Genomic DNA, 19,317 nt, shown 5'->3' with positions numbered 1-19,317 from the left:
GTGACCGTCCTCAAGGGCGCGGAAATCGAGCGTTTCGTCGCCGAGCCGGACCCGCGCCGGCCGGTCATCCTCGTCTATGGCCCGGATATGGGCCTGGTATCCGAGCGCGCCCGCGCGATTGCCACCCGCATCGCCCCGGACCTCGACGATCCCTTTTCCGTCACCCGCATCGATGGCGACGTGCTCGCTTCCGACCCGGCGAGGCTCGCCGATGAGGCCGGCACCATGCCGATGTTCGGTGGTCGCCGCCTCATCTGGGTGAAAGCGGGCGAAAAACCGATCGCGGCGGCCGTCACCCCCCTGCTGGCGAACCCACCGGAGGGCGCGACCATCCTGATCGAGGCCGGCGATCTCAAGAAGAGCGTCGCCTTGAGGTCCGAGGCCGAGCGGTCCGGCAACGCAGCCGTCATTGCCTGCTATGCCGACGGCGAGGCGGATCTCAAGCGTCTCGCCGTGGACGAGGCAAAACTGGCCGGGCTGCAGATCGAGCCGCAGGCTCTCGCTCTTCTGGTCCAGTATCTTGGCGGCGATCGCGCCGCCTCGCGCGCCGAAATCCGCAAAATCTGCCTCTATGCCCACGGTACCGGCACGATCCGGGCCGCCGATATCATCGCCGTGGCCGGGGAAAGTCTGGCCATGGGCGTGGACGAGATCATCGACGCAGCCTTTGGCGGCGCGCCCGACGAGGTGGACAGGCTGTTGCTGCGCGCCGAGGCCGCCGGAATCGCCATTCCGCAAATCGTTGCGGCCGCGAGCCGCCATGCGTTAGCGATGCACAAGGTGCGGCTGATCGTCGAGAGCGGAACGCCGATCCGCACCGCCGTGGAACGCTTCGAGCCGCCCCTCTTCTTCCGTCGCAAGCCCGCCGTGGAACGCCAGCTCGGGCTATGGACGAGCGGAAAGCTCTCCCGCATCATCCAGCGGCTCGCAGAAGCCGGCTACGAGACGCGCGCCAAGGCGGCAATCGCCCCAACCCTGGTCGGCCGACTGCTGATCAGCATCGCCTCGAACGCCCGCCAGGGCGCCCGCGGCTGAGCCTCGTCAACCCTGCAGGCGACGACAGACGTCCTCGAGCTGCTCCAGCGAGCGATAGCGGATGCGCAACTCGCCGCCAGCCCCTCGGTGATCGATCGTCACGGTCATGCCGAGCGCATCGGACAGGGTCTTCTCCAGCGCCCGCGTATCGGCATCCTTCTCCAGACGCTCGCGCTGCTTGACCGGCTTGCCGGCGCGCTCGGACTGCTCCTGGGTCAGCGCCTCGACCTGGCGAACGTTGAGGCCTTCGTCGACGATCTGCGAGGCGAGCTTCGCGGGATCCTCGACCGAGAGGAGCGCGCGCGCATGGCCCGCCGTGAGCTTGCCGTCGCGCAGCATGCCCTGGACATTGTCGGGCAGCTTCATCAGACGCAGCGTATTGGCCACATGGCTGCGGCTCTTGCCGATGATCTTCGCGAGGTCGGTTTGGCTGTAGCCGAACTGCTCGATGAGCTCGTTATAGCCCATCGCCTCTTCCAGCGGGTTGAGGTCGGCGCGCTGGACATTCTCTATGACGGCGAGCTCGAGAGCCTCGCGGTCACCGACCTCGACCAGATGGATCGGCACCTCGTGCAGCTCGGCCCGCTGCGCCGCGCGCCAGCGCCGCTCGCCGGCGACAATCTCATAGGCGTCAACAGCGCCGGCCACGGCCCGCACCACGATCGGCTGGATGATGCCGCGCTCGCGGATCGAATCCGCCAGCTCCTGCAGGTCCTCGTCCCGGAAGACACGGCGCGGGTTGCGGGGATTGGCCCGGATGAAGGCAATGGGAACCTTGCGCGTCGTGCGCACACGATCGACGGCGGCGGTCTCCTCGCCGACATCGCCGATCAGCGCCGCGAGCCCGCGGCCCAGCCGCGACCGGTTCGCATCCTCCACCATATCTTGTCTCCTTCGGGACGCCAGCGTGACAACGTCGGCAGGCAAATCAGAACGCGGGCGAATCGAATCCATGGTCAGGCCGCCCGCAGCACGCGCTCGCGCTGGATGATCTCGGATGCCAGGCGCAGATAGGCCTGGCTGCCGACGCATTTGAGGTCGTAGAGCAGCACGGGCTTGCCGTAGCCCGGCGCTTCCGACACCCGCACGTTCCGCGGGATGATGGTCTGATAGACCTTGTCGCCCATGAACTGGCGCACGTCGTCCACGACCTGGGCCGAAAGATTGTTACGTGCATCATACATGGTGAGCACGATGCCGTGGATCGTCAGGGTGGGGTTCAGCGTCGCCTTGACCTGCTCGACCGTCTTGATGAGCTGAGACAGGCCTTCAAGCGCGAAGAACTCGCACTGAAGCGGCACCAGAATGGCATCCGCCGCCGACATGGCGTTGATCGTCAGCAGGTTGAGCGATGGCGGGCAATCGATCAGCACATAGCTGAAATCGGAGCCGAGGCTCTGGACGGCACGGCGGAGGCGATGGGCGCGATCCCGCTCGCCAGCGATCTCCAGCTCGACGCCGGACAGATCCATGGTCGAAGGCGCGATGCACAGGCGCGGCACCGCCGTCTCCTGGATCGTTTCGGAAAGGGAATAATCACCGACCAGCACGCCGTAGGTGGACTTCTGACGGGAGCGGCGGTCGATGCCCAGGCCCGTCGAGGCATTGCCCTGCGGGTCAAGGTCGAGGATGAGCACGCGCTCGCCGATCGCGGCGAGGGCGGTTCCCAGATTGATCGCCGTGGTGGTCTTGCCGACGCCACCCTTCTGGTTCGCGAGCGCGAGGACGCGGGGTCCTGTCATCGATGCTTTCGGAGGCAGGAGCGACATGGCCACATCCATCGGAAAAGGGTCAGGCCGGTGCCGTCTCCACGTCCCGGACCACAAGGATCGTGCCTCGTGGGTCGGTTACGCTCGGCACCGAGCGATGAGTGAATCTCCAATATTTAGCGGCCTGGGTCAATTCGACCCCTACATCTTGGCCCTTGGGAAAGACCCCGACAGCGCCAGTTTTCAACAGAGGATTGGCCAGCGACAGGAGGTCGGCCAGTGGCGCAAGCGCGCGGGCGCTGACGACATCGGCCGAGGCGACCTCACGCCCCACCACATCCTCGATCCGCTTCGGCCAGACCTTCACCGGCACCCGCATCTGGCGCGCCGCCTCCTGCAGGAAGGCGGCCTTGCCGAGCTTGCTCTCGACGCAATGGACCAAGGCTCCCGGTCGGTCGGCCAGCACGGCCGCGACCACCAGGGCCGGAAGACCGCCACCCGAACCGAGGTCGACCCAGACGGCGGCGTCCGGCGCGCAGCGAACAATCTGCAGGCTGTCGGCAATGTGCCGGCCCCAGACTGCGTCGAGGGTGGAGGCCGCCACGAGGTTTTTGGACGGGTTCCAGCGGCGCAGGAGATCGACATAGAGCGTCAGGCGCTCGGCTGTTTCACGTGAAACAGGCAGGCCCGCCAGGGCCGCCGCCTCATCGGCATTGGTGGGCGCGGTCATGCCGCTGGCCGCCCGGCGCGACGGGCCCAGACCGCGATAAGCGTGAGCGCCGCCGGCGTCATCCCATCCATCCGAGACGCCTGGCCCAGCGTCACGGGCCGCTGCCGCTCCAGCTTGGCCCGGATCTCGTTCGATAGTCCCGGAACCGAATCGAATTCCAGATCAGCCGGGATGGCCAGATCCTCGTCGCGGCGATGGCTTTCAATCTCCGCCGCCTGCCGGTCGAGATAGACCGCGTAATGCGCGTCGATCATCACCTGCTCGGCGACCGTCGCGGGCACCGATCCCAGCTCGGGCCAGGCGCGGCAGAGATCGGCCCAGGCCACGTCTGGTCGCGACAGGAGCGTGAAGGCCGACCGTCGGATCCCGTCCTGGTTCAAGGCAATTCCATGGGCCTTGGCCGCATTGGGCGTGAGGGTCAGCGCCTCCAGCCTCTCGCGAAGCCCCGCCAGAGCCTGCTGCTTGTCACGGAAGCGAATCGACCTCTCGGTGCCGATGCAGCCGATTTCGAGCCCCAGGGGCGTCAACCGCTGGTCGGCATTGTCGGCCCGGAGCGTGAGACGGAACTCGGCGCGGGACGTGAACATCCGATAGGGCTCGGTGACACCGCGCGTCGTGAGGTCATCGACCATGACGCCGATATAGCCTTCGTGCCGACCGATCGTGACGGCCTCGCCCCCACCTGCACGGCACGCCGCATTGAGGCCGGCGAGAAGCCCCTGCCCCGCCGCCTCTTCATAACCCGTCGTGCCGTTGATCTGGCCGGCGAGGAACAAGCCCTGGACGCGCCGCGTCTCGAGGCTCGGCAACAGCTCGCGCGGATCGACATGGTCATAGTCAATGGCATAGCCATGCCGACGGATCGCCACCCGCTCGAGACCGGGGATCGACCGCAGGAAGGCCTCCTGAACATCCTCGGGCAGCGAAGTGGAAAGGCCATTCGGATAGATCGTGTCATCGTCCAGCCCCTCCGGCTCCAGGAAGATCTGGTGGCCGTCGCGATCACCGAAACGGACAATCTTGTCCTCGATCGACGGGCAGTAGCGTGGCCCGACCCCCTCGATCCGCCCGCCATACATGGCCGAGCGGGCGAGATTGTCCCGCACGATGGCGTGGGTCTTCTCGGTGGTCCGGGTGATGCCGCAGGTGATCTGCGGATTGGTGATCCGCTTGGTCATCGTGGAAAACGGTTCCGGATCCGAATCGGCTTCTTGCCGCTCGATCGAAGCCCAGTCGATCGTCGAGCCATCGAGCCTCGCCGGCGTTCCGGTCTTCAAGCGGCCGAGCGCAAAGCCATGGGACAGCAGGCTTTCCGACAGGCTGACGCTGGCGGGATCATCAATCCGCCCCGCCGACCATTGCCTCTCGCCAAGGTGAATGACTCCGCGAAGGAACGTGCCCGTCGTCAGCACCGCTGCTCCCGTCGTCAACACCCGCCCATCGGCCAGCGTGACCGAGGTGAGGCGGCCATCTTGAATGCCCAGCGATGCCGCCTCGCCGATGACAATATCGAGGCCTGCCTGGGCCCGCAGCGCCTGCTGCATGGCCGCGGCATAGAGCTTGCGGTCCGCCTGGGTGCGCGGGCCACGGACGGCCGGCCCCTTGCGGCGGTTGAGGAGGCGGAACTGAATCCCCGCCGCATCGGCCACCCGCCCCATGAGCCCGTCCAGCGCATCGACCTCGCGGACGAGGTGGCCCTTGCCCAGCCCACCGATGGCGGGATTGCACGACATGGCGCCGATCGTCTCAAAGCGGTGCGTGACCAGGGCGGTACGGGCGCCAAGCCGCGCCGCGGCTGCCGCCGCTTCGCAGCCCGCATGGCCGCCGCCGATCACGATGACATCATAAGTGGTCATGGCGCGCTCATAGCGTGTCGGCGCCTCCGCGACAATCGGAGCCGTGAAGCGTTACGAGTCCGAATCAACTGTTTCACGTGAAACACCCCGGGAGGGCCCACGGGCTGACTGGCCCTACTTGCCGATGCAGAAGGCGGAAAAGAGCTGGTCCAGCATGGCCTCGGTCCCGACCCGACCGCGGCTCCGACCGAGCGCCGCCAGCGCGGCCCTGAGATCCTCCGCCACCAGCTCCGCGGCAGCGGGCCAATCCGGATGCCTCAAGGCAGCGTCCAACGCGACCTTCGCAGCAATCATAATCAGCCGATGGCGCTCATGGACGACCACGGCCGGCTCTCCACCCAGCATGGTCGATGCGAAAGCCCGCACATCCTCCAGCAAGGCTGAAAGCCCCAGACCCGTCGATGCGGAGATCCGATGCCGCGCCTCCTCCATTGGCGTCGCGCCCCTGTCGGCTTGCGACTGGATCACCCAGGCGCCTTCAGGTCGTTCCGTCACCGACTCGATCGTCGGAGCCAGCCAGAGGACGAGGTCAGCCTCGCTGACGCGCCGGCGTGCACGCCTGACCCCCTCGGCCTCCACGGGGTCCATCGTCTCTCGAATGCCGGCCGTATCGACGAGGACCACCGGGAGCCCCCCGAGGTCGAGCTGCACCTCCAGCGCATCACGGGTCGTGCCGGCGACAGGGGAGACGATGGCAACGTCCCGGCGGGCGATGGCGTTGAGGAGGGTGGACTTGCCGGCATTGGGCAGGCCGGCGATCGCAACCACGACGCCGTCGCGCACCCGCTCGGCCCGGCCGGCATCCGCGAGCAGGCCGGTGATGCGATCGCGCACTGTAAGGGCCTGCCCGCGGGCCTCTGCCAGGGCCGCGTCGGTGACATCGCCTTCGTCAGGAAAATCGATCGTCGCCTCGACCAGGGCCAGGACGGGCAGGAGCTGCTGCGCCAGGCGATCGGTCTCGTCGGTCAGCCGCCCCTGATAGAGCGCAAAGGCCTGGCGGCGCTGGGCTTCGGTCTCGGCATGGAGGAGATCCCCCAACCCCTCGATGGCCGCAAGATCGAGCTTGCCGCTCTCGAAGGCCCGCCGCGTGAACTCACCAGGTTCGGCCGGCCTGAGGCCGTCCACGGTGAGAATCGCTGCCAGCACGGCGGCGACCACAGCACGTCCGCCATGGACCTGGAGTTCGGCACAGTCCTCGCCGGTGAAGCTCGCAGGGGCCGGGAACCAGAGCGCCAGCCCCTGATCGAGGGGCGTGCCGTCCAAGGGATCGATGATCGTGACGAGTGTTGCGGCGCGCGGCCGTGGCACCTTGCCTGCCAGGCGCCTGAAGACCTCGGCGGCATCGGGGCCGGAGATCCGAATGACCGCGACGCCGGAGACACCCGGCGGGGTCGCAACGGCGACAATGGTGCGCGCCATCATGGGCAAGCTCCGTTGACCGTGGAGCTCTCGCCATTACGGCTCCGAATCGGACGATGAGGGCCCGATTCGTTCCGGTGGTGAATCGGATGCGGCCGGACGCCCATCCGCCTCAGGTGTTCATGGAATCGAAGAAGTCGCTGTTCTGCTTGGTCTGCCGCAGCTTGTCGAGGAGGAACTCGATGGCGTCGACCGTGCCCATCGGATTGAGGATGCGGCGCAGCACATACATCTTCTTGAGGATGTCCTGCGGCACGAGCAGCTCTTCCTTGCGGGTGCCGGAGCGGGTGATGTCGATGGCCGGGAAGGTGCGCTTGTCCGCGACCTTGCGGTCGAGGATGATTTCCGAGTTACCCGTGCCCTTGAACTCCTCGAAGATCACCTCGTCCATGCGGCTGCCGGTATCGATCAGCGCCGTCGCGATGATGGTGAGCGAGCCGCCTTCCTCGATGTTGCGCGCCGCACCGAAGAAGCGCTTCGGCCGCTGCAGGGCATTGGCGTCCACACCGCCGGTCAGCACCTTGCCCGAGGACGGCACCACCGTGTTGTAGGCCCGGCCGAGGCGGGTGATCGAATCGAGCAGGATGACCACGTCGCGGCCATGTTCGACAAGGCGCTTGGCCTTCTCGATGACCATCTCGGCCACCTGGACGTGACGCGTCGCCGGCTCGTCGAAGGTCGAGGAAATGACCTCGCCATTCACCGAGCGCTGCATGTCGGTGACCTCTTCCGGACGCTCGTCGATGAGCAGAACGATGAGGTAGCACTCAGGATGGTTGCGGGTGATGGACTGGGCGATGTTCTGCAGGAGGACCGTCTTACCCGTGCGCGGCGGCGCGACGATGAGCGCGCGCTGGCCTTTGCCGAGCGGGACGACCACGTCCATGATGCGGGCTGAGAAATCCTTCTTGGTCGGATCCTCCGCCTCCATCTTCAGCCGCTGGTTCGGATAGAGCGGCGTCAGATTGTCGAAATTGACCTTGTGGCGGGCCTTCTCTGGGTCCTCGAAATTGATCCGGTTCACCTTCACCAGGGCGAAATAGCGCTCGCCCTCCTTCGGGGAGCGGATCTGGCCCTCGACCGTATCACCGGTCCTGAGGCCGAAACGGCGGATCTGCGAGGGCGAGACATAAATGTCGTCGGGACCCGCGAGATAATTGGCATCGGGCGAGCGCAGGTAGCCGAAGCCGTCCTGCAGCACCTCGACGACGCCCTCGCCGATAATGTCGATCTCCTGCGCCGCCAGCTGCTTGAGGCAGGCGAACATCAGCTCCTGCTTGCGCAGGGTGGAGGCATTCTCGACCTGCTGCTCCTCCGCGAAGGCGAGGAGCTCGGTCGGCGACTTGGCCTTGATGTCCTGGAGCTTGATCTGCTGCTGCATCGGAACCACGAGGAAAGGGAGACGGCCGGAGGCACGGAACGAGGAACGCGAGCCGGGCCCGGATGGGAACGATGGCGGATCGCAGAGGAGATCATGCGGCGGGGAGCCGCCTCCTGGTCCCGGGGGCGCGGATCATCGGGCGAGCCGCGGCGAGAGACTTGTCTGCGGAAGGAGGGATTTGTCGAATAAGCTCTCGCCGCCGCAAAAGCAAGAGCGGCAGCGGTTCCCGGCGGCGGCTCGGGCCTCAGAAAGGCTTCACGATCACCAGCACCACCACGACGATCATGATGACCGTCGGCACCTCGTTCATGACACGCCAGAAGCCCTGCGATTTCGTGTTGCGGTCCTCGGCAAAGCGCCGCACGGCACCGGCGAAATAGCCGTGCACGCCCGACAGGGCGATGACGAAGGCGAGCTTGGCGTGAAGCCAGCCACCCTTCATGCCGAAGCTCACCCAGGCGAGCCACAGGCCCGCGACCCAGCTCACGATCATGGCCGGGTTCATGATGTACTCGAGCAGCCGGCGCTCCATCACCTTGAACGTCTCGGAGGTCTCCGATCCCGGCGTCGCGGCCACGTGGTAGATGAACAGGCGCGGCAGGTAGAGCATGGCCGCCATCCACGAGATGATGGCGACGACGTGCAGCGACTTGATCCAGCCGGCCGCCGCCACGGGCGCCAAGAGGCCAAGGCCGACGACGCCGAGAACGGTGACAGCCAGCGCCACGACCGCGCGGATCGCCCGCTCACGCGGGCTCGGGGATGCCGTCGCCATGGTCATGCCTTCCAGTTGCGCACCCGCGCCACCATTCGCTCCACATGGGCGATGGGCGTGGGCGGCAGGATGCCGTGTCCGAGGTTGAAGATCAGCCGGCCGCGACCGAAGGCTTCGAGCGTCGTATCGACCGCCCTGTCGAGGGCCTCTCCGCCGGCGAGCAGCGCGATCGGATCGACATTGCCCTGAACGGCGACCTTGGGCTGTATCGCGCTGGCGACAAAACCGGCATCGGCCGTCCAATCGAGGCCGACGGCGTCAGCGCCGGTGCCGTTCACGACGGCCTCGAGCCGCAGCCCGGCGCCCTTCGGAAAGACGATGACGGGAATGCCGGGGGCCGCTGCCTTCACGCCGGCGACGATCCGGCCGATAGGCTCGACGCACCAGCGGCGGAACTCGTCGGCCGGGAGAACACCGGCCCAGGTGTCGAAGATCTGCACCGCATCGACGCCTGCGCGGATCTGGCCGAGGAGATAGGTGATCGAGGCTTCAACGATGATGTCGATGAGCCGCGAGAAACCCTCGGGGTCGCGGTAGGCAAAGAGGCGGGCCGCCACCTGATCGTCGCCGCCCTTGCCCGCCACCATGTAGGTCGCAACCGTCCAGGGCGCGCCGCAAAAGCCGATGAAGGTCGTGCCGGCTGGCAACTGCTCATGGATGCGCGCAACCGCCTCATAGACCTTGCCAACGATCGCCTCGTCGAGGGCATGTGCCAGGCGCGACAGCCCGGAGGCATCGACAAGCGGATCGAGCCGCGGGCCCTCGCCTGCCTCGAAAGCCACGGTCTGCCCCAGTGCATGGGGGAGGACGAGGATGTCCGAAAACAGGATCGCGCCGTCAAAGCCGAAGCGCCGCAACGGCTGGAGGGTCACCTCCGCTGCCAGCTCGGGATTGAAACAGAGGTTCAGGAAGGAACCGGCCTGCTCACGGGTGGCGCGATATTCAGGAAGGTAGCGCCCAGCCTGGCGCATCATCCAGATGGGCGGGGAGGCGGCCTTGCCGCCCTTGAGCACGTCGAGGAGAGGTTTATGCACGTTGACTCCCGCGTCCCCCTCTCTCCTTCAATCTTGAATGAAAGAGAGTCTTCTTTGATTCCTTGAAGCTGGATTAGGTGAACACAAGCTTCTCCACAAGTTGTCCACGCCGCGCCGGCTCTGGCAAGGCTTCCCTTCGGGGAGGGGGCGGGCGGCTGCAAGCCTCTGCGAGTCCGACCGGATTCAGGCACCGCCCCAGCGCCCCTCATCGCCCCTCCATCGCTTGTCCCCGATGAGCCCTCCCGGCTGTCCCCCGCTTCATGGCTGGGGATGAGATTCAGGCCAGCGGGCATGGACCTCTTGCGGCTCGCCCGCTTCCGTGTCCTTGTCCCTGTTCGTCCACAGGCTCGACGCGGCCTGTCCCAGGCCCATGTCCCGACCGCCATGCCGCATCGTCGCGAGAGCTACTTCCATCTTCATCTCGTGTCGGACGCCACCGGCGAGACACTGATGACCGTCGGCCGGGCCGCGGCGGTGCAGTATTCCTCCGTCTCGGCCATTGAGCATGTCTACCCGCTGGTCCGTTCCCAGAAGCAGCTCGACCGTGTCCTCACCGAGATCGAGAACAGCCCGGGCATCGTGCTCTACACGCTGGTCGACCAGGACCTGACCGAGCGGCTGAAAAACACCTGCAAGGAGCTCGGCTGCCCATGCCTCTCCGTGCTGGAACCGATCCTCGCTCTGTTCCAGAACTATCTCGGCGCGGCCTCAACCCCGCGCGTCGGCGCCCAGCACGTGCTCAATGCCGAATATTTCCAGCGCATCGACGCGCTGAACTACACGATGATGCATGACGACGGCCAGCTGCCCGAAAACTGGGAAGAGGCCGATGTGCTGCTCGTCGGTGTCTCGCGCACCTCCAAGACGCCGACATCCATCTATCTCGCCAATCGCGGCATCAAGGCGGCGAACATTCCGCTGGTCCCGGGCATTCCTCTGCCCGACGTGATCTGGGCCCTGAAGAAGCCGCTGGTGGTCGGGCTCTATGCCAGCCCCGAACGCATCGTCCAGATCCGCGAGAACCGCATCCTGTCGCTGAACGCCACCGAGGACCGCTCGAGCTATGTCGACCGCGCCGCCGTGGCCGAGGAGATCGCCCAGTCCCGCCGGCTTTTCGGCAGCAACAACTGGCCTATCATTGACGTGACGCGCCGCTCCATTGAGGAGACAGCGGCCGGCATCATCTCGCTGCTGAAGGATCATCGCCGCAAGATCGCCGAGGAGGCGCGGGCGTGACCGGCCTCGTACTCGCGTCGAAATCCGCCGCCCGCGCCGCCATGCTGCAGGCTGCCGGCATCACCGTTGCCCTTGCCCCTGCTGATATCGACGAGCGCGCCTTCGACGAGGCCTGGAGCCGCGCGGGCCACGGGCCCGATGTCGTCGCCCGGCTGCTGGCGGAGGAAAAGGCGCGGGCCGTGAGCCGCGCCCGCCCCGGCGCCGTGGTGATCGGCGCCGATCAGACCCTGGCCCTGGGTGTCCGCCGCTTCTCCAAGCCAGCCGACCGGGCCGAGGCCCGGGCCAATCTCGCCGCGCTGCGTGGCCAGACCCACTACCTCCATTCCGGGGTTGCGCTGGTCCGCGATGGCGAGACGCTCTTCGCTGCGGTCTCGTCCGCCGCCATGACGATGCGCGCCTTCTCCGACGCCTTCCTCGATGCCTATCTCGACCGTCTCGGCGACCGCGTGCTCTCCTCGGTCGGCTGCTACCAGCTCGAAAGCGAAGGCATCCAGCTGTTCGAGCGGATCGACGGCGACTATTTCACCATTCTCGGCATGCCCCTGCTGCCGCTCCTCTCCGCCCTCCGCCACCACGGTCTCGTCGCCTCATGATCCGCGCCTGCTGCATCGGCTGGCCCGTCACCCACGTCCGCTCGCCCCTCATCCATGGCTTCTGGCTGAAGGAGCACGCCATCCGCGGCGAATATGGCCCTGAGGCGGTGGAGCCCGGCCAGGTCGACGCTTTCCTGCGGAGCCTCGCCGACCGCGGCTATGCCGGCTGCAATGTGACGATCCCCCACAAGGAAGCCGCCTTCGCCGCCATGGACGAGGTGGATCCCGGCGCGGTCGCTGTCGGCGCCGTCAACACGGTCTGGCTCGATGGCGGCCGGCTGATCGGCATGAATTCCGACGTCATCGGCTTCCTCAAGAACCTCGACGACCATGTGCCGAACTGGGAGCGCGAGGTGCGCCATGCCGTGGTTCTGGGCGCCGGTGGCGCCGCCCGCGGCATCGTTCATGGCCTGCTGAGCCGCGGCGTCGAGACCATCACGGTGGCGAATCGATCGCTGTCCAAGGCCGAAGCCATCGCCGCGAGCCATCCGTCGAGCCTGCGCGTCGCCGATTGGGCATCGGTTCCCGCCCTGCTCGCCGATGCCGACCTTCTGGTGAACACGACTTCGCTCGGCATGAAGGGCCAGCCGCCCCTCGACCTCCCCCTCGACACGCTGAAGCCCACGGCCATCGTCTCCGACATCGTCTACGTGCCCCTGGTGACGGATCTCCTTGCCCGCGCCGAAGCGCGCGGCCACCGCACCGTCGAGGGCCTCGGTATGCTGCTGCACCAGGCCGTGCCCGGCTTCGAGAAATGGTTCGGCATCACGCCCAAGGTCACGCGCGGCCTGTGGGAACATGTCGCCGCTGACATCCGGGGCACCTGACATGTTCGTCCTCGGCCTCACCGGCTCCATCGGCATGGGGAAGTCGACCACCTCGGCCTTCTTCCGCGCAGCGGGCATCCCCGTCCATGACGCCGATGCCGCGGTCCACAAGCTCTACGCGGGCGCTGCCGTCGCGCCGATCGAGGCCGCCTTTCCCGGCGTGACGGTCGATGGCCGGGTCGATCGCGCGCGGCTCGGCGCGGTGGTGCTGAAGGATGCCGAGGCGCTGAAGCGCCTCGAGGCGATCATCCACCCGCTGGTCGGCGGCGCCGAAAAGGCCTTTCGTGACGCTGCCCGCGCCCGCGGCCATACCATGGTCGTCCTGGACATACCCTTGCTGCTGGAGACCGGCGGCGAGCGCCGCGTCGATGCCGTCGCCGTCGTCTCCGCGCCCCCCGGCATCCAGCGCGATCGCGTCATGGCCCGGCCCGGAATGACCGCCGACAAGCTCGAGGCCATTCTCGCCCGCCAGATGCCGGATGCCGAGAAGCGCCGCCGAGCTCATTTCGTCATCGAATCGGGTTTCGGCCTCGACGCCGCCCGCCGCCAGGTGTCAGACCTTATTCGGGCGCTGTCAGGCAGTCGCAGGAGTTAGTGATGCGCGAGATCATCCTCGACACCGAAACGACCGGCCTCGATCCGAACCGCGGCGACCGTCTCGTCGAGATCGGCGGCATCGAGTTGGTGAACCACTTTCCGACCGGCCGGACCTATCACGTCTACATCAATCCGGAGCGCGACATGCCGGAAGAGGCCTTCCGGGTTCATGGCCTCTCCGCCGAATTCCTCTCCGACAAGCCGCGCTTTGCCGAGCTGGTCGACGATTTCACCGCCTTCGTCGAGGGCGCGCGCCTCGTCATCCATAACGCCTCCTTCGACATGGGCTTCATCAATGCGGAGCTGAAGCGGGCTGGGCGCTCCCTCTTTCCGATGGACATGGTCACCGACACGCTCAGCATGGCGCGTCGCCGCTTTCCCGGAGCTGCGGTGAGCCTCGATGCGCTCTGCTCGCGCTTCGGGATCGACAATTCCCGCCGCACCAAGCACGGCGCGCTTCTCGATGCCGAGCTGCTGGCGGACGTCTATATCGAGCTGATTGGCGGCCGGCAGGCCTCTTTCGGCCTCGCCGAGGCCGGTCGTGCCGGCCCCCGGGCCGGCGGCCGTCGCGCCGCCACCCCGCAGCGTCCCGTGCCGCTCCCCTCCCGCCTGAGCGAGGAGGAGATCCTGGCCCATGCCGCCTTCATCCGAGAACTTGGCGACAAGGCGATCTGGTATGACCACCTACCTCGTCCGGAGTTTGACCCGGTTGCCTTGACCCCCCAGTGACATGCCGATACGAATGACGGCCGCGTGACAGGGCTCGTGGGGAGCTCCGTTCCATCGGACCGTTGAATGGTCGATCACACACCCATGAGTCGCTCGGTCCTGCGTCACCGTACGGACAAGCACCAAGACGACGACGCGCGTTTCCTCAAGAGTTGGTTGAAGAACCCGCTCCGGATGGGGGCAGTCGCGCCGTCCAGCCCGGCGCTTGCCAAGCGCATGGCGAGCTATGTCGATCCGCACGGCACCGGTCCCGTCGTCGAGCTCGGCCCTGGCACCGGCGCCATCACCGCAGCCCTTGTCGCCCATGGCATCGATCAGCGCCGTCTGGTGCTGGTGGAATACTCGGTCGATTTCTGCCGGCTCCTGCACGACCGCTTCCCCTATGCGACCATCGTGCACGGCGACGCCTATTCCCTTGGCCGGACCCTCGCCGGGCGCCTCGCAGGGCCTGCCGACGCTGTCGTCTCCGGCCTGCCGCTGATGACCCGGCCCGAGCCGATCCGCATGAAGCTCGTCAACGACGCCTTCGCGCTGATGAAGCCGGGCGCGCCCTTCGTGCAGTTCACCTATTCGGTGACCTCGCCGGTGCCGACCAAGGGCGCCGATTTCAGCGCCGTGCCCTCCGAGCGCATCTGGCGGAACATCCCGCCCGCCCGCGTCTGGGTCTATCGCCGCGGCTGAGACGTCAGGCGGCGACGCGGTAGGCGCGCTGCCTCCCCAGAGCGATCATCGCCATCCGGCCCGGAAACAGCGACCGGATCGCCGGCGATGTCACGTCGAGCCCGCCGGTCAGTGCACCAAAGGCCGGCATCACCAGCCGTGTTTCACATGAAACGAAAACCTTGCTCCGCACGCTGCCGCCGCGCGCAGTGATCCGCGCGCAGGGGTGAAGGTGCCCGGCGATCTCGCCGGTGACCCGGCCGGCGGTCGGTTCGTGGACGAATCGAATGGCGCCATCGGCGAAAGAATCGAGGAACTCGCCGGCCATACCGCCATCCAGTGCCGGATCGTGATTGCCAGCGACCCAGATCCAGGTCCGATTGGCCTGCAGCGCCTTCAGATGGTCGCGATCGGCCTCCGCCATGCGGAGCGGCCCCGACCGGTCGTGGAAACTGTCGCCAAGCGAGACGATGGTCCGCGGCTTGAGCCGCGCCACGACGCGGGCAAGCGCCATCAGCGTCTGCCGGGTGTCGTAGGGCGGCAGCATCATGCGCCGCGCCGCGAAGGAAGAGCCCTTTTCGAGGTGGAGGTCGGCCACGACCATCAGGCCGCTGTCCGGGCACCACAGCACGCCGGACCCGTCGGCGACGAAGCTGCGTCCGGCGATGGTGACGACCGTCTCGGGGACAGGCGATGGCGTCATGACGGATCCGAATCGAAAGCGCTGCACGTCAGCCCACCTCGCCGGAGGCCGGCCCCTCGATCCCCGCTTCCGCGAGAAGGGCGGCCTCCGCCTCCTGCAGCAGGGCCTCGCCCGCCTCGCCATAGATCGGCTCGCGGCCGATCTCCAGCATGACGGGCACCGCCAGCGGCGAGATGCGCTTGAGGCCAATGTGCACGATTCGCCCGCGGATGCGTGACAGCATCTGCCCGAGCCTCGCGATGTCGAGGAGGCCGGTGGCCGCATCCGCCCGGGCCGCGCGCAGCAGCAGGTGGTTCGGCTCATGGCGGCGAAGGACGTCGTAGACGAGATCGGTCGATACGGTGACCTGCCGGCCGGATTTCTCCTTGCCGGGGTGCCGTCGCTCGATCAGTCCGGCAATGACCGCGCAGGTGCGGAAGGTCCGCTTCATCAGCGGGCTTTCCTCCAGCCAGGCCTCGAGATCGTCGCCCAGCATGTCCTCGTCGAAAAGGGCGTCCATGGATAGGTCGCCGCGCAAGACCGCCGCGCCCAGGTCCGACAGGCCCCAGACCGAGATCGAATAGTCATTGGCCACGAAGCCCATCGGGCGAAGGCCCCAGCGCTCGAGCCGGCGGGTCAGCAGCATGCCCAGCGTCTGGTGGGCAAGACGCCCCTCGAAGGGATAAGCGACGAGGTGGAACCGGTCGCCGCGCGGGAAGGTCTCGACGAGGAGCTGGTCGCGCCGTGGGATGATGGAGGCCTTGCGCTGCAGCTCCAGCCATTCGGCCACCTGCGGCGGCAGTTTCGTCCATTCCTTCGGGTCGGAGAGCATCCGCCGCACACCCTCGGCCAGGAAGGTCGAGAGCGGGAACTTGCCGCCGGCATAGGATGGCACCTTCGGCTCGCGCGAGGTGGCGCGCGACACATAGACCTCGTTCTCCACCAGGGCCTCATAGCGCAGCACCTCGCCGGAAAAGACGAAGGTGTCGCCGGGCACGAGGCCCTCGACGAAATATTCCTCGATCTCGCCGAGGACGCGTCCGCCGCGCCCGATCGGACCGGAATAGCCCGTGGTGCCTTGTCGGCTCCGCACCAGCCGTACCCGCAGCATCGGCGATTCCACGATCGTGCCGACATTCATGCGGTAGCGCTGGGCGATGGAGGGGTGCGCCACCCGCCATAGTCCCTTCTTGTCCTGACGGATCTTGGCGAAGCGATCATAGGACTTGAGCGCATAGCCGCCGGTCGCGACGAAATTGATGACGTCGTGGAACGTCGCCGCGTCGAGATCGGCGTAGGGCGCGGCCGAGCGCACCTCGCCGAGAAGGGCTTCCTCGCCGATGGGGCCGGCGCAGGCCATGCCGAGCACATGCTGGCAGAGCACGTCGAGAGCGCCCCGCCGCAGGGGATCTGTGTCCTGTGCGCCATCATCGATCGCCTCCAGCGCCGCCCGGCACTCCATGACCTCGAACCGATTGGCGGGCACCAGCACCGCCCGCGATGGTTCATCCGGCCGATGATTGGCCCGTCCGATGCGCTGCATCAGCCGGCTCGACCCCTTCGGCGCGCCGATATTGAGCACGAGGTCCACGTCGCCCCAGTCGATGCCGAGATCGAGCGAGGAGGTACAGACCACCGCCTTCAGCTGGCCCGCCGCCATGGCGTCCTCCACCCGTCGGCGCTGGGCGACGTCGAGCGAGCCATGATGGAGGGCGATGGGCAAGCCGTCGTCGTTGATGGTCCAGAGCAGCTGGAAGAGCAGCTCCGCCTGGCTTCGGGTGTTGACGAAGACCAGCGTCGTGCGGTGGCGCTTGATGGCCTCGTAGAGTTCGCCGGCAGCGTGGCGGGCGGAATGGCCGGCCCAGGGCAACCGTTCCGCCGTCTCGAGGATCGACACGTCGGGCTTGGCGCCCGCCGCTGCCATGACGACCGCCGCGGCAGGCGCGCCGCCGCCTTGAGGCGTCAGGAACCGGGCGAGATCAGCCGGATCCTTCACCGTCGCAGACAGTCCGACCGTGGTGAGGCCGGGCGCCAGCGTGAACAGCCGCGCCAGGCCGAGGGAGAGCAAGTCGCCGCGCTTGGAGGTGACGAGCGCGTGGAGCTCGTCCAGCACGACCCGTTTCAGCGAGCCGAAGAGATAGGGCGCGTCGGCGCTGGCGAGCAGCAGCGCAAGCTGTTCCGGCGTGGTCAGCAGGATCTCCGGGGGATCGGATCTTTGCCGCTGGCGCTTCGAGGCCGGCGTATCGCCGGTCCGCGTCTCGATGCGGATCGGAAGGCCCATCTCCTCGACCGGCGCGTAGAGATTGCGGGCCACATCGACGGCGAGCGCCTTCAGCGGCGAAATATAGAGCGTGTGAAGCCCCCTTTCGCGCGGCGGTGGGGTCCGGCCGACGGGCGCGCTGCGCGTCAGCGCAGCTCGCGGTTCGGCGAGGTCGACCAGGGACGGCAGGAACCCCGCCAGCGTCTTGCCGGCGCCGGTCGGGGCGACGAGCAGGGCGGATCGACCCGTCTGGGCCAGCGCCAGCAGATCCAGCTGATGGGCGCGCGGCTCCCAGCCCCGTCCCGCGAACCAGGCGTGGAAGCGGGATGGCAGGGGCGAGGGGGGCGCCTCGGCGCGTGGGGGCGACGGCATGGACACAGAACTAAAGGAGAACCTGTCCGTTGCAAGGGTATAGCCCTGCACAGCAAAAAGGCAGGTCCTAAGGGCCGTTATCCGCAGATTCACCTTGCAAAATGAAACTGCCATACAAGTCACTGCAACCGCTGCGATGTTAACCCGCGCTTTTCCCGTCAGCCGCAAATGTCGGGGCATCCGATCAAACCCGCCTGGACCACCACCATGATCCGCCCGCTTCTCGACAGGTTCCGCCGCTCCACGGTGGCAACATCGCCATCACCTTCGGCATCGCCGCGCTGCCGCTGCTCGCCACGGTGGGCGCCGGTGTCGACTATTCCCGCGTCTCCCAGCAGCGCACCGAGCTCCAGGCCGAGCTCGATGCCGCGGTGCTGGCCGGCGCCCGCAGCACCGGCACCGAGATCGCGACCGCCGCCAGCCATTTCCGCAGCCAGTCCGGCGTGAGCGGCGCAACCGCCAGCTTCACCGTCAACGGCAGCCAGGTCGCCGGTACCGCCAGCGCCACCATCCCCACCACCTTCATGGCGGTGGTCGGCACGCGGTCCGTCGACATCACCGCGACCGCGACGGCGCTGCGCACCCAGACCGCCGGCACGGCAACTTCGCTGCCCTGCATCTTCGCCCTCGCGCCGAACACCTCGCAGGCCCTGCTGGTCAATTCCGGCGCCAAGATCAATGCGCCGGATTGCGAGGTTCATGTGCGCTCGACCGCCTCGCCCGCGGCGATCTTCAACGCCGGGACGACGCTGAATCTCAAGACCTTCTGCATCCAGGGCACCAATATCATCAAGAACACGTCAAGCCCGCTGCCGATCCAGACCGGCTGCGCCGCCGCTGCCGATCCCCATGCCGGCAAGCTGCCGACCCCGGCCGTCGGCGCCTGCACCAACACCAAGCAGGTCTATGATCCGCCCGCTGGCGGCCGCTCGCACACGATGGCGGCCGGCTCGGTCTGGTGCGACCTGACCTTCAACGGCTCGCCGCGCATCGTCTTCCAGCCCGGCCTCCACATCATCAAGGGCCGGATGATCATCAATGCCAATTCCACCATCGAGGGGACCGGCGTCACCTTCTATTTCCCGGATACCAACTCCGAGATCCGCTTCAATGGCGGCATCACCTCGAAGCTCACGGCGCCGACCTCCGGCACCTATGCCAACATCCTGATGTTCGAGCCGAGCACCAGCACGAGCACCGTCCAGTACGTGTTCAACTCGTCGGTGAGCGAGGAGATTTCCGGCCTGATCTACCTGCCGCGCCGCGACGTGACGTGGAACTCCACCTCCACGATCAATGGCTCGAAGGTGCAGATCGTGACCAACACCATCATCTTCAACAATCTGAACTGGCGCCTGTCGACCAACACCGCGCTGAACCCGACCACGTCAGGCTCGGTCTCGGTCCGCCTGATCCGCTAGC

General features: G+C 67.1%; 18 protein-coding genes. 8 read left to right on the top strand and 10 right to left on the bottom strand.

The annotated features are described in order from the left end of the window. Positions 1 to 1,035, top strand: coding sequence for a DNA polymerase III subunit delta (holA, locus tag O9344_RS14930; protein WP_298478915.1), 1,035 nt, complete (start codon positions 1 to 3; stop codon positions 1,033 to 1,035). A 6-nt stretch (positions 1,036 to 1,041) separates the two neighbouring features. On the opposite strand, the gene O9344_RS14925 is transcribed toward holA, so the two are convergent. The 8 genes from O9344_RS14925 to hemE all read right to left on the bottom strand — a co-directional run bounded on the left by O9344_RS14925 (position 1,042) and on the right by hemE (position 9,939). Continuing rightward, positions 1,042 to 1,917, bottom strand: a complete 876-nt coding sequence (locus tag O9344_RS14925; protein WP_298478912.1) for a ParB/RepB/Spo0J family partition protein — start codon at positions 1,915 to 1,917, stop codon at positions 1,042 to 1,044. 74 nt (positions 1,918 to 1,991) lie between these two features. Next, positions 1,992 to 2,777 carry a ParA family protein gene (locus O9344_RS14920; protein WP_298478910.1) on the bottom strand — a complete coding sequence of 262 codons (786 nt, stop codon included), beginning with the start codon at positions 2,775 to 2,777 and terminating at the stop codon, positions 1,992 to 1,994. A gap of 49 nt (positions 2,778 to 2,826) precedes the next feature. Next, entirely contained in the window at positions 2,827 to 3,474 is a 648-nt protein-coding gene (gene rsmG, locus O9344_RS14915) for a 16S rRNA (guanine(527)-N(7))-methyltransferase RsmG (protein WP_298478907.1), read from the bottom strand. After that, positions 3,471 to 5,330, bottom strand: coding sequence for a tRNA uridine-5-carboxymethylaminomethyl(34) synthesis enzyme MnmG (gene mnmG, locus O9344_RS14910; protein ID WP_298478904.1), 1,860 nt, complete (start codon positions 5,328 to 5,330; stop codon positions 3,471 to 3,473). The genes rsmG and mnmG overlap by 4 nt, the downstream gene beginning before the upstream one ends. 114 nt (positions 5,331 to 5,444) lie before the next feature. Beyond that, positions 5,445 to 6,749, bottom strand: a complete 1,305-nt coding sequence (mnmE, locus tag O9344_RS14905) for a tRNA uridine-5-carboxymethylaminomethyl(34) synthesis GTPase MnmE (protein ID WP_298478951.1) — start codon at positions 6,747 to 6,749, stop codon at positions 5,445 to 5,447. Between the two features lie 112 nt (positions 6,750 to 6,861). Beyond that, a complete protein-coding gene (gene rho / locus O9344_RS14900; RefSeq protein ID WP_298478901.1) occupies positions 6,862 to 8,130 on the bottom strand; it encodes a transcription termination factor Rho in 1,269 nt (422 codons plus the stop codon). A 244-nt stretch (positions 8,131 to 8,374) separates the two neighbouring features. Then, on the bottom strand, positions 8,375 to 8,911 hold the full coding sequence (gene hemJ, locus O9344_RS14895; RefSeq protein ID WP_298478898.1) for a protoporphyrinogen oxidase HemJ: 537 nt from the start codon (positions 8,909 to 8,911) through the stop codon (positions 8,375 to 8,377). Further along, positions 8,908 to 9,939 (bottom strand): uroporphyrinogen decarboxylase, encoded by a 1,032-nt coding sequence (gene hemE, locus O9344_RS14890; protein ID WP_298478895.1) that lies wholly within the window; start codon positions 9,937 to 9,939, stop codon positions 8,908 to 8,910. Before hemE ends, hemJ begins: the two co-directional genes overlap by 4 nt. 384 nt (positions 9,940 to 10,323) lie before the next feature. Here hemE and O9344_RS14885 point away from each other — a divergent pair, with 384 nt between their 5' ends. The 6 genes from O9344_RS14885 to O9344_RS14860 all read left to right on the top strand — a co-directional run bounded on the left by O9344_RS14885 (position 10,324) and on the right by O9344_RS14860 (position 14,602). After that, positions 10,324 to 11,175 carry a pyruvate, water dikinase regulatory protein gene (locus tag O9344_RS14885; RefSeq protein ID WP_298478892.1) on the top strand — a complete coding sequence of 284 codons (852 nt, stop codon included), beginning with the start codon at positions 10,324 to 10,326 and terminating at the stop codon, positions 11,173 to 11,175. Beyond that, positions 11,172 to 11,768, top strand: coding sequence for a Maf family protein (locus O9344_RS14880; RefSeq protein ID WP_298478889.1), 597 nt, complete (start codon positions 11,172 to 11,174; stop codon positions 11,766 to 11,768). Before O9344_RS14885 ends, O9344_RS14880 begins: the two co-directional genes overlap by 4 nt. Beyond that, on the top strand, positions 11,765 to 12,595 hold the full coding sequence (locus O9344_RS14875) for a shikimate dehydrogenase (protein ID WP_298478886.1): 831 nt from the start codon (positions 11,765 to 11,767) through the stop codon (positions 12,593 to 12,595). Before O9344_RS14880 ends, O9344_RS14875 begins: the two co-directional genes overlap by 4 nt. A 1-nt stretch (position 12,596) precedes the next feature. After that, positions 12,597 to 13,190, top strand: a complete 594-nt coding sequence (gene coaE, locus O9344_RS14870; RefSeq protein ID WP_298478883.1) for a dephospho-CoA kinase — start codon at positions 12,597 to 12,599, stop codon at positions 13,188 to 13,190. 2 nt (positions 13,191 to 13,192) lie between these two features. Continuing rightward, a complete protein-coding gene (dnaQ, locus tag O9344_RS14865; RefSeq protein WP_298478880.1) occupies positions 13,193 to 13,921 on the top strand; it encodes a DNA polymerase III subunit epsilon in 729 nt (242 codons plus the stop codon). Between the two features lie 84 nt (positions 13,922 to 14,005). Then, positions 14,006 to 14,602: a methyltransferase domain-containing protein gene (locus tag O9344_RS14860; protein ID WP_298478877.1), complete on the top strand. Its 597-nt coding sequence runs from the start codon at positions 14,006 to 14,008 to the stop codon at positions 14,600 to 14,602. A gap of 4 nt (positions 14,603 to 14,606) precedes the next feature. Here the strand turns inward: O9344_RS14860 and pdeM are convergent, their stop codons facing one another. Together pdeM and O9344_RS14850 are read right to left on the bottom strand one after the other, a co-directional pair. Continuing rightward, a complete protein-coding gene (pdeM, locus tag O9344_RS14855) occupies positions 14,607 to 15,284 on the bottom strand; it encodes a ligase-associated DNA damage response endonuclease PdeM (RefSeq protein WP_298478874.1) in 678 nt (225 codons plus the stop codon). A 28-nt stretch (positions 15,285 to 15,312) separates the two neighbouring features. Next, on the bottom strand, positions 15,313 to 17,895 hold the full coding sequence (locus O9344_RS14850) for a ligase-associated DNA damage response DEXH box helicase (protein WP_298478869.1): 2,583 nt from the start codon (positions 17,893 to 17,895) through the stop codon (positions 15,313 to 15,315). A gap of 194 nt (positions 17,896 to 18,089) precedes the next feature. On the opposite strand from O9344_RS14850, the gene O9344_RS14845 reads away from it, so the two are divergent. Then, a complete protein-coding gene (locus O9344_RS14845) occupies positions 18,090 to 19,316 on the top strand; it encodes a TadE/TadG family type IV pilus assembly protein (RefSeq protein ID WP_363321944.1) in 1,227 nt (408 codons plus the stop codon). Position 19,317: the final 1 nt, after the last annotated feature.

This window comes from Phreatobacter sp., assembly GCF_027532945.1.
In the GTDB taxonomy this organism is placed as follows: Bacteria; Pseudomonadota; Alphaproteobacteria; order Rhizobiales; family Phreatobacteraceae; genus Phreatobacter.
The sequence above is the reverse complement of the archived record's forward strand: the minus strand, read 5'-3'. Positions and strand labels throughout refer to the sequence as shown.